Annotated in this window: 14 protein-coding genes and 1 pseudogene; 8 read left to right on the top strand and 7 right to left on the bottom strand. The window is 64.2% G+C overall.

The window, feature by feature from the left end:
• From ACPGXI_RS16910 to mrf, 3 genes and pseudogenes are all read right to left on the bottom strand, one after another.
• Nucleotides 1-365 (bottom strand): annotated as a pseudogene (locus ACPGXI_RS16910) (hypothetical protein); the annotation flags it as partial.
• Nucleotides 366-778: 413 nt separating this feature from the next.
• On the bottom strand, nucleotides 779-1,027 hold the full coding sequence (locus ACPGXI_RS16905) for a type B 50S ribosomal protein L31 (RefSeq protein WP_526654989.1): 249 nt from the start codon (nucleotides 1,025-1,027) through the stop codon (nucleotides 779-781).
• Nucleotides 1,024-2,226, bottom strand: coding sequence for a ribosome hibernation factor-recruiting GTPase MRF (gene mrf / locus ACPGXI_RS16900; protein ID WP_526654987.1), 1,203 nt, complete (start codon nucleotides 2,224-2,226; stop codon nucleotides 1,024-1,026). The genes ACPGXI_RS16905 and mrf overlap by 4 nt, the downstream gene beginning before the upstream one ends.
• Before the next feature lie 109 nt (nucleotides 2,227-2,335).
• Here mrf and rpmB point away from each other — a divergent pair, with 109 nt between their 5' ends.
• The 6 genes from rpmB to ACPGXI_RS16870 all read left to right on the top strand — a co-directional run bounded on the left by rpmB (nucleotide 2,336) and on the right by ACPGXI_RS16870 (nucleotide 5,858).
• On the top strand, nucleotides 2,336-2,572 hold the full coding sequence (gene rpmB / locus ACPGXI_RS16895; protein ID WP_526654985.1) for a 50S ribosomal protein L28: 237 nt from the start codon (nucleotides 2,336-2,338) through the stop codon (nucleotides 2,570-2,572).
• Entirely contained in the window at nucleotides 2,572-2,736 is a 165-nt protein-coding gene (gene rpmG, locus ACPGXI_RS16890; RefSeq protein WP_526654983.1) for a 50S ribosomal protein L33, read from the top strand. Before rpmB ends, rpmG begins: the two co-directional genes overlap by 1 nt.
• Before the next feature lies 1 nt (nucleotide 2,737).
• Nucleotides 2,738-3,043, top strand: coding sequence for a 30S ribosomal protein S14 (gene rpsN, locus ACPGXI_RS16885; RefSeq protein ID WP_526654981.1), 306 nt, complete (start codon nucleotides 2,738-2,740; stop codon nucleotides 3,041-3,043).
• Between the two features lie 6 nt (nucleotides 3,044-3,049).
• A complete protein-coding gene (gene rpsR / locus ACPGXI_RS16880; protein ID WP_526654979.1) occupies nucleotides 3,050-3,304 on the top strand; it encodes a 30S ribosomal protein S18 in 255 nt (84 codons plus the stop codon).
• Nucleotides 3,305-3,391: 87 nt separating this feature from the next.
• Entirely contained in the window at nucleotides 3,392-3,676 is a 285-nt protein-coding gene (locus ACPGXI_RS16875) for a DUF1490 family protein (RefSeq protein ID WP_526654977.1), read from the top strand.
• A gap of 46 nt (nucleotides 3,677-3,722) precedes the next feature.
• Nucleotides 3,723-5,858 carry a heavy metal translocating P-type ATPase gene (locus ACPGXI_RS16870; RefSeq protein WP_526654991.1) on the top strand — a complete coding sequence of 712 codons (2,136 nt, stop codon included), beginning with the start codon at nucleotides 3,723-3,725 and terminating at the stop codon, nucleotides 5,856-5,858.
• 24 nt (nucleotides 5,859-5,882) lie between these two features.
• On the opposite strand, the gene ACPGXI_RS16865 is transcribed toward ACPGXI_RS16870, so the two are convergent.
• A complete protein-coding gene (locus tag ACPGXI_RS16865; RefSeq protein ID WP_526654975.1) occupies nucleotides 5,883-6,686 on the bottom strand; it encodes an SDR family NAD(P)-dependent oxidoreductase in 804 nt (267 codons plus the stop codon).
• A 267-nt stretch (nucleotides 6,687-6,953) separates the two neighbouring features.
• Between ACPGXI_RS16865 and ACPGXI_RS16860 the strand changes: the two genes are divergently transcribed.
• Complete coding sequence (locus ACPGXI_RS16860) at nucleotides 6,954-7,211, top strand: DUF3297 family protein (RefSeq protein ID WP_526654973.1); 258 nt, start codon at nucleotides 6,954-6,956, stop codon at nucleotides 7,209-7,211.
• Between the two features lie 305 nt (nucleotides 7,212-7,516).
• Here ACPGXI_RS16860 and ACPGXI_RS16855 read toward each other — a convergent pair whose 3' ends face one another.
• Nucleotides 7,517-8,002, bottom strand: coding sequence for a DUF4174 domain-containing protein (locus ACPGXI_RS16855; protein ID WP_526654971.1), 486 nt, complete (start codon nucleotides 8,000-8,002; stop codon nucleotides 7,517-7,519).
• Between the two features lie 335 nt (nucleotides 8,003-8,337).
• Between ACPGXI_RS16855 and ACPGXI_RS16850 the strand changes: the two genes are divergently transcribed.
• Nucleotides 8,338-9,414 carry a class I SAM-dependent methyltransferase gene (locus tag ACPGXI_RS16850; RefSeq protein WP_526654969.1) on the top strand — a complete coding sequence of 359 codons (1,077 nt, stop codon included), beginning with the start codon at nucleotides 8,338-8,340 and terminating at the stop codon, nucleotides 9,412-9,414.
• A 138-nt stretch (nucleotides 9,415-9,552) separates the two neighbouring features.
• On the opposite strand, the gene ACPGXI_RS16845 is transcribed toward ACPGXI_RS16850, so the two are convergent.
• A complete protein-coding gene (locus tag ACPGXI_RS16845) occupies nucleotides 9,553-11,220 on the bottom strand; it encodes an alkyl sulfatase dimerization domain-containing protein (protein WP_526654967.1) in 1,668 nt (555 codons plus the stop codon).
• A 903-nt stretch (nucleotides 11,221-12,123) separates the two neighbouring features.
• A partial coding sequence (locus tag ACPGXI_RS16840; RefSeq protein ID WP_526654965.1) for a M10 family metallopeptidase C-terminal domain-containing protein occupies nucleotides 12,124-12,723 on the bottom strand: 600 nt, incomplete at its 5' end.

Below are 12,723 nucleotides of genomic sequence, written 5' to 3'. Positions count from 1 at the left end.
GGCACCACATCGGATACCCAGAACTCAATCCCGAGGTCGCGGTCGGACAACCTCATCTCGCCGTAGTCCACCAGGTAGGTCGGGCGGCCGCTGTTCAGGAGGTGCTCGGTGAGCGAACATCCACGCCGCAGGTCGAAGCATGCTGACTGCGATCCCAGTGGGGGCACGAGCAGGACCGGATCGCCGCTGAGAGGTCTGTCGGCGGGAAGGTAACGATGGATGGTGGACTTGTGCCCCACGTAAACGACCTCCGAGGCCATCCGCGTGGTGTCGGCGACGCCGCCCTTGACCAGGAAGTCAAAAAGGTTGGACACGGCTTGACGCCGTTGCTCGATCGTCCGGTTCTTCTCATTCGTCTCACCCACAGGCCGAGGATACGGGCAGGGCACCCCGCTGGACCGCCTTTGGTGGCCTTCGGAAGTCGTCCTCCCACTCACCGTGGAGTCGAGCGAAGCCTGGGTTGCCGGTCCAGCTGACCGGCCTCCTCGGCCAGACCGAACAGATCGCGTCTACTGGAGACCTATTGCGGGAAGGATCCTCAGAATGTGCAGTCAGAAATGAGAACCTACAGCGGCGCAGCCGCGCTACGTACATGCCGTTGACTTGACGCAGGTAGCGCGCCGTAGGGCTTTTCGCGCTATTCCGAATGCGCATGGAGGGGCTAGCCGGAATGCTCGGACCTGGACTTTTGCAGCGAAGGTGAACAAGCTCCCGTGACGTGACACACCCGTTGGTCAGCTCGACCAGCTCTCAGGCGTGGGTGTCGGCGTTGTCACCGTTAGCCGTAGCGGCGGCGGAACTTCTCCACCTGTCCGGCCGAGTCGAGTACGCGGTGTGTTCCGGTCCAGAACGGATGTGAGTCCGATGTCACGTCCACCACGACCAGTGGGTATTGCCGGACGCCCTGGTCGGTTTTCCAGTCGATGGTGCGCGAACTGGTGACCGTCGACCGGGTGAGGAACGCTTTACCTGTGCTGGCGTCCTGGAACACGACGGGATGGTAGTTCGGATGAATGGCCGGTTTCATCGCTCCTCTTCTCGATGGTGGTTGGGGCGCGCAGTGAATTCGTCCACAGCGTCGGGCAGGTCCTCGCAGGGGTCGGCGTGCCAGGCGCCGAACGGATCGGGGTACTGCGGCCAGTCACCGGGCCGGGATAGCTCGTCATCGGTGAGTAGCGCACCGCGCAGGGCGCTGTCGATGTCGGCCGGTTGCGCGCCGCAGACCAGCACCGTCAGGGATGTGTGCCGGTCTCCGAACCGGTCGTCCCAATTCATGTCGGCCAGCGCACGTCGTTCCGGGGAGGCATAGGCCAGCTCGTTGGGACTCATTGCCGCCAGCCAAGTTCCGGCGTGCTGAACCAGCACACCGCCGCCGGCTGACTCGATGGACATGACGTCGTCGAGCCGATGAGCAACGAATGCCCGGCCGCGGGTGCGAATGACCCCGTCGAGTAGCACGTCGATGGCGGCGTGCAGGCGCTGCGGGTGAAACGGTCGCCGTGCGGTGAACTCAACCAGGGTGACCTCCCCGGCGGGATTTAACGGTGGCTGGCCGCGCAACAGCGGTTCATGCGGATCGCGCTGCCTTCCGCGGCGCGTGTTCGACTCGAGGTGCCCCAGGGCCTGCTCGACCCGGTCCACGCCGACGGTGATGCGGGCCAGCGGCGCCAGTCGGCGCACGACCGCGAGCGTGCCAGGATCGGGTTCGCTCAGTACCAGCAGATCCGCGAACTCAGCCTGACCCACGATGACCTGGGCGACGGTGCGGCCGTCGTCGATCTCGTCGTCGCCCAGCACGCGGGGCAGCCAATTGCTGGTCTCGATGGTGGTGAGCACGGCTTCGATCCGCACGTCACGCGCCGCCGGGCCATCGGCGTATCCCGGTCCGACGCGAACCCGGACCTCGTTGATGGCAACGCATATGGGTTCGGGTTCCAGCCACGCCGCCAGCAGCACGACGATGCGCGTCACGTCATCACGACGGTGCAGCCTGCGCAGCAGTATCAATAGGTCGTTGCGGGTGGTACAGCAGACGCAGCCATTGGACAACTCGAGCGGCAACTCGGTAGTCGACAACTCCCCGTCGCGCATGATGCTGACCCAGCGCCGTACGACGTGTCCGTCGTACTCGTGCCCGACGACCAACGTGCCCGGGCTCTCCATCAGGGCGTCGGCCACCCTGTTGCTGTCACCCTGTCCGGCGACGAGGACTACTGGCGTACGCATTGCCCACCTTCTATTGATAATGATTTTCATCTAGCCGTGGATTACGGTACCGTTCCTCACCACGCTTGTCGAAAACGATTGCCATTACCAATAAATTCCAGGAGGCTAGATGTCCGCCCGTTGTCAGGTCACCGGACGTTCGCCGGGTTTCGGTAACTCGGTGTCGCATTCACACCGGCGCAGCCGTCGTCGTTGGAACCCCAACATTCAGCGCAAGACCTATTTCCTGCCCTCGGAACGCAGGCGGGTCACGCTGCAGGTCAGCGCCAAGGGCATCAAGGTGATCGACCGAGACGGCATCGATGCCGTGGTGGCCCGATTGCGCGCATCCGGGCAGAAGATCTGATGGCCAGCACCGACATTCGGCCGGTGGTGAAGCTTCGGTCGACCGCGGGCACCGGCTATACCTACGTCACCCGCAAGAACAGGCGCAACGATCCCGACCGGATCGTGCTCAAGAAATACGACCCCATCGTCCGCCGGCACGTCGACTTCCGCGAGGAGCGCTGAGATGGCCAAGAAATCCAAGATCGCGAAGAACGAGCAACGCCGCGCCATCGTGGCGCGCTACGCCGAACGCCGCGCCGAGCTGAAAGAGATCATTCGCCGCCCCTCGAGCACCGCCGAGCAGCGCAGGGTCGCACAGACCGCGCTTCAGCGGTTGCCGCGCGACGCCAGCCCCGTCCGGGTTCGCAATCGTGATGTTGCCGACGGGCGCCCCCGCGGTCATCTCCGCAAATTCGGCCTGTCCCGAGTGCGGGTACGAGAAATGGCCCACCGAGGCGAGTTGCCCGGTATTCGCAAGGCCAGCTGGTAACCGGCGATGGCGGGAAAAAGCAAACCGACCCGACGTGGCCCCCGCGCCGAACCGGTGCGCAGGAAGGCCAATCCCTTCAAGGCCCTGGGCATCACAACTGTCGACTACAAAGACACCCCGCTGCTGCGGACGTTCATCTCCGAGCGGGGCAAGATCAGATCCAGACGCGTCACCGGGCTGACCGTTCAACAACAGCGCCAGATAGCAATCGCCATCAAAAATGCCCGCGAGATGGCGCTGCTGCCGTATTCGGGCCAATGACCAATAAGGGTGCGTCGACTAGATTACGAAAGGTAGTCATTGACATCGAGGTCGCGCGTCCTCACAACAGAGAAATGGGGTTCCCCAATGGCGGTGCATGCACTTCTCGCCAAGGCGGCGTCGACTATCGTCACTGGCGTGGTCGGCGTGGCGGCCTATGAGCTCGCGCGCAAGGCGGTGGCTAAGGCGCCGGTGCGCGAAGCAAGCGTGACCGCTGCCACTTGGGGGCTGCGGGGCGCCCGCAAAGCGGAGGAAGGTGCGGAGTCGGCGCGCCTTCAGGTTGCTGATGTGATGGCCGAGGCGCGCGATCGCATCGGTGAAGAGGTGCCCCCGCCAGCCGTCGCGGAGGCCGGCCCCGATCATTCGCACTGAGTTGCCCGGTCACGACCCAGTGGTGGTGTCGGATGCTGCTGGGCGGATGCGGTTGCGGGCGAACTGGTTTCGCGGTGATGCTGTTCTTGCGGTGGCGATCGAGGATGCGGTAGACGCGATCGCCGGTGTGCGTGCGGTACATGCGTATCCGCGCACCGCCTCGGTGGTGGTGTGGTATTCGCCCACGCGATGTGAGAAGTCGGCCGTGCTGGCCGCGGTCCCGGCGGCCGCCTCGGTGTCGCGGGCGGTGGTGCCGGTACGTTCGCCGCGCTCGGCCGATGTCGCCAATGCCGACGTGCTGCGAATGGCCATCGGTGGGGTGGCGTTGGTGCTGTTGGGGATGCGTCGCTACGTTTTTGCCCGGCCACCGCTGCTGGGTCCGACGAGTCGGCTCTTCGCTACCGGGGCGACTATCGCGACGGGCTACCCGTTCCTGCGTGGCGCGTTGCGCTCACTGCGCGGCGGGCACTCGCCCGGGACCGATCTTTTGGTTTCGGCGGCGACGGTCGCGAGCCTGGTGCTGCGCGAGAACGTCGTGGCACTAACGGTCCTGTGGTTGCTCAACATCGGTGAGTACCTGCAGGATTTGACGCTTCGCCGAACAAGGCGGGCGATTGGAAATCTGCTGCGGGGTAATCAGGACACCGCGTGGGTCCGATTGGCTGACGGCACAGAGATTCAGGTCGCCATCGACACGGTGCAGATTGGCGACGAACTGGTCGTGCACGACCATGTCGCGATTCCGGTCGACGGCGACGTGGTAGACGGCGATGCGATCGTGGACCAGTCGGCGATCACCGGCGAGACCTTGCCGGTGAGCATTACCGCAGGGGCGCACGTGCACGCGGGCTCGGTGGTGATCCGGGGCCGGTTAGTGGTGCGCGCCGATGCGGTAGGCAGTGACACCGCGATCGGGCGGATCATCACCCGCGTCGAGCAGGCGCAGCAGGACCGCGCACCGATCCAGACCGTGGGCGACAACTTCTCTCGCCGCTTTGTCCCGGCGTCGTTCCTTCTCTCGGCGCTCACCCTGATTGTGACCCGCGACGTCCGGCGAGCGATGACGATGCTTCTCGTGGCCTGCCCGTGCGCGGTCGGATTGTCCACACCCACCGCGATCAGCGCGGCCATCGGGAACGGGGCTCGTCGCGGCATCCTCATCAAAGGCGGTTCCCACCTGGAAGCGGCCGGCCGGGTTGATGTCATCGTGTTCGACAAGACCGGAACTCTGACCGTCGGCCGTCCGGTAGTCACCAACATCGTTGCCTTCAAGAAGGATTGGGAACCCGAAGAGGTCCTTGCCTACGCCGCGAGTTCAGAGATCCATTCTCGGCATCCACTCGCCGAGGCGGTGATCCGGTCTACCGAGGAACGACACATCACGATCCCACCGCACGAGGAGTGCGAAGTGCTGGTCGGCCTTGGCATGCGGACGGTGGCCGACGGACGGACTCTGCTGCTCGGCAGCCCCTCCCTGCTTCGGCGCGAAAAAGTCAGGGTGTCCAAGAAGGCATCCGACTGGGTCGACAAACTTCAGCGGCAGGGTGAAACACCGCTGCTGCTGGCAGTCGACGGCAAACTGGTAGGCCTGATCAGCCTCCGCGACGAAGTCCGCCCCGAGACGCCAACCGTGTTGAAAACATTGCGGGATAAAGGTGTTCGCCGAATTGTGATGCTGACCGGCGACCATCGTGAGACCGCCCGCGCCGTCGCCGACGAACTCGACATCAGCGAGTGGCGCGCCGAGGTGCTCCCCGAAGACAAGCTCGACGTCGTCCGCGAGCTTCAGGCCCACGGGTACACCGTGGCGATGGTGGGCGACGGTGTCAACGACGCCCCAGCGCTCGCCGCGGCCGACATCGGCATCGCGATGGGCCTGGGTGGGACCGACGTAGCGGTAGAGACCGCCGACGTGGCGCTGGCCAGCGACGACCTCAGCCGCCTGATCGACGTTCGCGCGCTAGGCGGGCGGGCAGTCGATGTCGTCCGGCAGAACTACGCGATGTCGATCGCAGTCAACGCCATCGGGCTCGTCATTGGCGCCGGCGGCGCATTGTCTCCTGTGCTCGCCGCCGTACTACACAACGCGTCATCGGTGGCTGTGGTCGCCAACAGCTCCCGCTTGATCCGCTACGAGCTCGCTGAGACCCGCCGCACAGACGTAGCCGATGGCCGCACCTAACGAACCAGGGGCCACTCGTTAGCTTCACCTCATGCCGGTTAGCCGCCGGATCGTGCTGAGCAGCAGCCACCGCGGCGTGTGCCGGCCGATCAAGCGGGTGACGACGTTGGCCACGCCGGGGACGATGATCCCGTCGCCGCTCTCCACGCCGCGAACACCGGCCTCGGCGACCTCAGCCGGGTCCAGCCACATCGGCTTGGGTAGCGCCGATGCGCTTTCCTCCATACCGGGCTCGTCCATGAACTCAGTCTTGACCGGGCCGGGGCACAGCGCCGTGGCGGTAACGCCGGTGCCGTGCAGCTCGGTGTGCAGTGCCTGGGTGAAGGAGAGCACGTACGCTTTCGTCGCCGCGTAGCCGGCCTGGCCGGGGATCGGTTGGAATGCAATCGTTGAGGCGACGTTGAGCACGGCTCCACGGCCGCGGTCCACCATGGGCGGGACGAACGCGCTGCACAGCGCGGTGACCGCCTCGACGTTGACGCGGACCATACCAACCTCGCGTTCGGGGTCGAGCTCGACGAACTTGCCGGCCGTGCCGTAACCGGCGTTGTTGACCAGCATCTCGACGGTGAGACCGAGCTGGGCGACACGTTCGGGCACCTCGGCGCGCGCTGCCGGGTCGCTGACGTCGCAGCCGAGCACCTCGACTCGGACACCGAACTCGTCGGACAGCTCGGACGCCAGGCTTTCGAGCCGGTCGACGCGGCGAGCGAGCAGCACAAGGCTCTGGCCACGCTTGGCGAGCGCACGGGCGATCTCGACGCCGATACCCGACGACGCGCCGGTGATCAAACAGGTCGATTCCGGTGATGGTTCAGGCAGGGCCATGATCGCTCCAATCAGGTCGTGCTCACGGCAGGGGTCGTGTCAGCAGCTACTCGGTCTACATCTACTCGGCCATCGCCGGCCGCAACTTAGTAAGACCCGTCATGGACCAATCAGTCAAGCCACCGCACGCGTTCTGTTCTACGTGCCAGCGTTCCTGCCCCCCGAGCGGACCGCCGAGACCGACGCGAACACCGCGGACAGCCGGTTCGCGTAGATTCGGTGAGAACCAAACCCAAGCACCTAACCCAGCATTCAACGAAAGCCATCATGCCCGAGGACCACAACACAGACGTTCCACCGAATCACCTCTCCATCGATCCGCGCAGCACCTTCTATAACGAAGAGGTGCTCCGCCGCGACGTGGGTATTCGGTTCAATGGCGTCGAGAAAACCAATGTTCACGAATACGACGTGGCCGAGGGTTGGGTGCGTGTCGAAGTCCCTACCGCGAAGGATCGCCGCGGAAATCCTATGCTCGTCAAGCTCAGCGGCACGGTTGAACCTTATTTCCGCCCGACAGAGTAGTGGACTTCCCGGGGTTGCCGGCGCGGCTGTCAACCAGCCCGGCAGTCAGCCGGATCTGAAGACCGTGATCGCGGTGGACGGCGTCGACTCGGACGTGGTCTCCGACGGAACGTGGTAACCGGTTCGGTCTGACCGGTCGGTAGTTCGTATTCTGCGCTGGCTCGCTGCTCGTGTTTGGTGCCCGCCGATTCCATCGATTCAATCGACGCCAGGGTCGCTCGTCCGCTTCGTTCGCCAGGCCGCCCTAGGGTCGAATTGCCCGCGGGCGGGACGTTCTGGGGTTGCTGGCGTCGTGGCGAGGCGAATCAACACGGGCTTGGGGTGGTACTCATCTCGCGGCTTCGCATGGGCATGCCATCGATCACCGCATAGATTTCTTGAAGATCCGGTACCTGGTTGACGCGCAGTTTCTCTCCGCCGTCCTTTCCGATCAGCAGGGTGCTGAAGGCGTTTTCACCAATCGCGTACTGTCTTGCCAGTTCTTGTGCCTCATCGGCGTGGATGACCTGCCCGTCGAGCGTGCTCTTGCCCTCGGTTACCACTACGCCGAGCACCATGTCACGATCGAGGAAGTCACATCGACTGGCTTCAATCCGGTTCAGCGTTTCAGCGAGCCTTGGATCGCTGTCGGTAGGCGAGAACAGCAGCAGTGGACGATATTCCCAACGATAGTCACTGAGTTCGGCAGCTACGGCATTGGCTGACCCGAGCCCGAACGCCGTGCTTGTCACCAGAGCGATGAGCATGAGCGCACGAGGGATGAAACGCCGGGCATTGCGATTCTGCACCATGGTAGTTCTCGACTCTACCGACTCATCCTGGTCCGATGCGGGGGAGCAGTATGCGTCCGCGGCGGCAATAGTCGAGGTCCAAGATAGGACCGGCGGCGCACGTGTCGGCTCAGCTTTTTACCAGCCGCCGATGCCATCGCCCGGTACGGGAGCCAGGTAGCCTCACCCGCGACTCCTGAACCGTTACGGGCGTTGCTCGCCCAACGCATTGTCGGCCGCAGACGATCATCGCGACCGGTCTCGCCTATCGACCTTGAATGCGACTCGGTGTGGAGGCAGCTCAGCCGCCACCGATATGTATGTCGGCTTGTTGCCGGGCCTCTAGCATGTTGGTCATGACGACACTCGAAGACGCGCAACAGTTCGAGAGCGCCGAGCAGTTCGCTGAACGTATTGTCGGCGTCCTCGATCACGCGAGCCTGGCCGTGATGCTGTCCATCGGGCACCAGACCGCGCTGTTCGACACCCTGGCCGCGCTGCCGGCTGCTACGAGCGCCCAAATCGCTGACGCGGCCGGTCTCAACGAGCGTTACGTTCGGGAATGGTTGGGGGCAATGGTGACCGCTCGGGTCGTCGACTACGACCCCGCGGCTGCGACATATGCGCTGCCGCCGCACCGGGCGGCGGCGTTGACCCGCGCCGCCGGACCGGCCAACATGGCCCGCATCGCGCAGTTCGTCCCGCTGTTCGGTGAGGTCGAGCAGAAGATCATCGGCTGCTTCCGCGACGGCGGCGGGCTGCCCTACAGCGACTACCCGCGGTTCCACCAGCTGATGGCTGAGGAGAGCGGCGCGACGTTCGACGCCGCGCTGGTCGATGTGATCCTGCCGCTCGCCGCGGGGTTGCCGGAGCGGTTGCGGGCCGGCGTCGACGCCGCCGATATTGCTTGCGGCAGCGGGCATGCGATCAACGTGATGGCTCAGGCCTTTCCGGCCAGCCGGTTCACTGGTATCGACTTCTCCGACGAGGGTCTGGGCGCGGGTCGCGCCGAAGCGGAGCGGCTGGGCCTGGCCAACGCGAATTTCATCGCCCGCGATGCCTCGACGCTGGATGTCACCGAAGCCTACGACGTGATCACGGTGTTCGACGCCATTCACGATCAGGCGCAGCCAGCGCGGGTGCTGCAGAACATCCACCGGGCCCTGCGGCCGGGCGGGGTCTTCCTGATGGTCGACATCAAGGCGTCCAGCCGGTTGGAGGAGAACATCGATGTGCCGCTGGCCATCTTTCTCTACACCGTTTCGACCATGCACTGCATGAGTGTGTCGCTGGGCCTGGACGGCGCGGGCCTGGGCACTGTGTGGGGCCGCCAGTTGGCAACCTCGATGCTGGGGGATGCCGGATTCGACAACGTCGCCGTCAGCGAGATCGAGTCGGACCCGCAGAACCTGTACTACGTGGCCCGTAAGTAGGTTCTGCACCGTACGGGTGCTGGTGCCTTGGCAGTGGCGGGCCTCGAAAGCATGGAACGTACCTCGATCGAGTCACGTAAGAACTTGTGGCACAAGCACGCTCGAATACCAAGAGCCCAGACTTTCTGGCGCCCGTGCTCAGCGCATGTGCATGTAGAACGGTGTTGGTTGAGTGTCGAGCAACGAATTTAGGGTCGGCCAGCTCGCTTGATGCCCGGAGACGGTACGCGGGCTCCCTTCTGGAGTGAGGTCGGCGGCGGCGGCCTCGATGACGGCGTCGCAATCGGGGCCGATTCCGTCTTCGACGAGCAGTACCCGGTGGCGGACACGCGCCGTGACTTCCTCGCCGGTGTCGGCGTCTCGCACGCCGATCACGATGGATTTCCCGGCGGCCTTGTCGGCGTCGAGTTGGTATCGCCAACCGCGAACGATGTCGGCGACGCTCTGACCGACACCGAGCATCTGGGTGAAGGCTTGCAGAATCATCGCCGGATCGATCGCCCCCTCGAGTTCGAGCGCACCGGTCAGATACCACGACCGCGCGATCGGATTCACTTCTTGGTAGCCGCGAGCCCGCAGGGCGGCCGCCTTGACTAATCGCGCGTCCTCGTTGCCGGGGTCGGCGCGCAACGCGATCTGGGCGAGTTCGGCCGCCATTTGATGCTCACCGGCGCGGTGATCGGCCTTGGCCGCGTCAAGCACCTCCTCCACCCCGCCCATCAACTCGACAAGGCGTGTGGCTGTGCGGCCCGGTGGGGACGGGAACAGGTCGGTCGCGTCGCCGCTGAACCAGCTGACCCACCCGGTGAAAAACTCCGGCACTGCGGTGAACGGCGTCCCGTACACGGGCACGGTATAGGGCGGGTCCAGCACTTCGGTCGGCAGGTCTTTGAGCGCGTGCTGCAGTTCGACTGGCGTGTAACCCTTGTTGATCAGACGGACCGACTGGTCCCACAAGTAGCGTATGGCGTCGCTGTACTTGGTGACGTGATCGGCGATCTCGTCCTTGCCCTGGATCGGGATGATATGGGTTCCCAGCAGCCACTCCGGTCGGATGTCGAGCACCCGGTCCAGTGCCTTGAGGTAATTGTCCGGGACGCGGGGTTTGGACCCGCGGATGGAGTGCAGGTTCGGTAGTCCGGTGAAGAATTCGTCGGCGATGATGACCATGTCGAACGCGGGCAGATGGATCCCGAACTCGCTGATCGCCTCCCCGCCGGTGTAGAAGACATTCAGTTCGACCCCGGCGATGGTCAGCGTGGTGTCTTCGGATAGCTGCTTGGTCGGTGCGATGAATCCGCTGGAGCCGCCGGGGGGCAGGCAGCCGATCCCGTGGTGGTGTTTTTCTTCCGGAGGTAGCAACGCCCCGCCGTAGTAGCCCGCCCCCATACTCTGGCGGGCCATCAGTTCGCCGAATTCGTTTTTTCGCTCGGGGTTGAAGTTCTCCCACGCGTAGATGTCGACTCGTCCTGTCGCGACGTCATCGGGGTCCACGATGGCGGTCGTGCCGCCGTAGTGGTCGGCGTGGTGGTGGGAGTAGAAGATCGCCTTGACCGGTTTGTGAGACGCCTTCTTGATTTCCTCGGCGATCTTGTGGCCCGCCTGTAGGTTCACCCCGGTGTCGTAGACGATCAGACCGTCATCTCCCTCGATGACGACGCTGTTGCCGAGCAGACCGCCCGGACAGTAGATGGTCCACACCGGCAGATCACCGCTCTTGTAGGTGCCCTGTCGCTCTACGGTCAGTCTCCGGTGCTCCAGGAAGTACTCAGGCCAACTGCGCTCAACGTCATAGGGATTCGCCATGCGCCGATCCTCACACACGGTGTCATCCGCGTTGTGCGTAAGCAGCTATCGCTTTCGTGAACTCTTCTGATAAATCAACACGTCTGTAGTGGTGGGCGGATCGACCCTGCTGACCCGTGTATGCGCGGCATGCCGGCGGCCGTCGGCATCACCAAGGGCAGACCGTTCGAACCTAACGCCCATCGGAGGGAACTGCTCAAGCTCTCCGCGCGCACGGCGTGGCTACCCGCCAACCCACCGGCGAACATCGTGTGTTCACTGACTATCTAGGACGCCGAGACCGCGGCCGGCGTCGCCGCCGAAAGCCAGGAGTGCCCGGCGCTGAACTTGATGAACGACCTGGCATACAACGGCGACGGCTCGGTCACCTGCTACGTCGGACCACAGCAACCTAATGCACACAACGGGCTCAAAACCGTACCCGGCCGAAGGTGGTTCAGCAGGCTCGTTACGTCGAATTGCCGGTTCAGAGGTCCAGCCACGGGGCTGGGGCGAAATGTGTACCGGGCACTGTCATATCCGACACTAAAACAGGCCTGCGGAGCGGTCGAGGAGATGCTGTGCTGGGAGCCACCGATCCGCCACTTTCGGCGCGGACACAAAGAGTTGACTCGTAATTGGTCACGGGTGCTGAGGTTCCAGAGTGCCGCTGGCGATGATCTTGAGGCGGTGGTTGATGGCTTGGCCACGGAGTCGGCATTGTCGAAGTATTTGCCAGTCTTTGAGCCCGGCCGATGGCATGTTCGGCGCGGGCGCGGATGCGGCGGTGCTTCCGGTACCGGCTGCTAGCTGTTGCGTTCTGAGTGGTCGGTAGTCAGTGGCGTGCGTTAGTAACAGGTGTATGAATCTCGCGGCGTGGGCTTAGCGCAACGGTTTTGCTGCGGTGGGGATACAGGTTGTCGGTCAATCCAGAATAATCTGGTCGACGGTCAATTCGTCGGTGCGGATACGGACTTCGAGATTCGTCCCGTCGGCACGTACGAACCAGGCAGACGCCCCCCGCTGCTGGATCTGAATGGACGTAGGGGACAGGTTCAAGGCCGTCAGATCCAGCCGGTCCCCAGCACCGAATCCGATGATCTCATCCGGCGCCGTAAACGTGGAGTCGGAAATCGATTCCAGGACAAAGCGATCCGCCCCATCAGAGCCCACGAGGAGATCAGCGCCGCCGGCACCGATCAAGGAGTCGTTACCCTCCAGGGCTTCCAGACGGTCGTCGCCGGACGTACCGACAAGCACATCATCTCCTGGTGTCCCCAGCACGGGGAGGGCCGCCTTGTCGACCGAGTAGGGCTGTGTGATTCCGGTGGGAATCGGCCGTGCGGAGTTGCCGTCGGGACCGGCGAAGAGGGGTAGCCGCAACACATCTGCCTCGCGGCGGGCGAAGCCATCCACCTGCTCACCGTTGGGGGCTGTTTCCAGCCAGGGCAGATGGATCTGGTCCGCATGCAAGCTCCAGCCGGGAGCGAAGCCTTCCTCGGCGTTACGGAAGCTGAGATCTTG

Origin of the sequence: Mycobacterium sp., from assembly GCF_049608025.1 — a bacterium.
GTDB lineage: Bacteria > Actinomycetota > Actinomycetes > Mycobacteriales > Mycobacteriaceae > Mycobacterium.
This window is presented reverse-complemented; position numbering and strand designations above follow the sequence as displayed.

What these genes read in the sequence shown, in the direction of transcription:
- rpmG (WP_526654983.1), top strand. Translation starts at nt 2,572, where the DNA reads ATGGCCAGCACCGACATTCGGCCGGTGGTGAAGCTTCGGTCGACCGCG.
- ACPGXI_RS16865 (WP_526654975.1), bottom strand. Translation starts at nt 6,686, where the DNA reads ATGGCCCTGCCTGAACCATCACCGGAATCGACCTGTTTGATCACCGGC.
- mrf (WP_526654987.1), bottom strand. Translation starts at nt 2,226, where the DNA reads ATGCGTACGCCAGTAGTCCTCGTCGCCGGACAGGGTGACAGCAACAGG.
- ACPGXI_RS16905 (WP_526654989.1), bottom strand. Translation starts at nt 1,027, where the DNA reads ATGAAACCGGCCATTCATCCGAACTACCATCCCGTCGTGTTCCAGGAC.
- rpmB (WP_526654985.1), top strand. Translation starts at nt 2,336, where the DNA reads ATGTCCGCCCGTTGTCAGGTCACCGGACGTTCGCCGGGTTTCGGTAAC.
- rpsR (WP_526654979.1), top strand. Translation starts at nt 3,050, where the DNA reads ATGGCGGGAAAAAGCAAACCGACCCGACGTGGCCCCCGCGCCGAACCG.
- ACPGXI_RS16875 (WP_526654977.1), top strand. Translation starts at nt 3,392, where the DNA reads ATGGCGGTGCATGCACTTCTCGCCAAGGCGGCGTCGACTATCGTCACT.
- ACPGXI_RS16845 (WP_526654967.1), bottom strand. Translation starts at nt 11,220, where the DNA reads ATGGCGAATCCCTATGACGTTGAGCGCAGTTGGCCTGAGTACTTCCTG.
- ACPGXI_RS16870 (WP_526654991.1), top strand. Translation starts at nt 3,723, where the DNA reads ATGCGGTTGCGGGCGAACTGGTTTCGCGGTGATGCTGTTCTTGCGGTG.
- ACPGXI_RS16860 (WP_526654973.1), top strand. Translation starts at nt 6,954, where the DNA reads ATGCCCGAGGACCACAACACAGACGTTCCACCGAATCACCTCTCCATC.
- ACPGXI_RS16855 (WP_526654971.1), bottom strand. Translation starts at nt 8,002, where the DNA reads ATGGTGCAGAATCGCAATGCCCGGCGTTTCATCCCTCGTGCGCTCATG.
- rpsN (WP_526654981.1), top strand. Translation starts at nt 2,738, where the DNA reads ATGGCCAAGAAATCCAAGATCGCGAAGAACGAGCAACGCCGCGCCATC.
- ACPGXI_RS16850 (WP_526654969.1), top strand. Translation starts at nt 8,338, where the DNA reads ATGACGACACTCGAAGACGCGCAACAGTTCGAGAGCGCCGAGCAGTTC.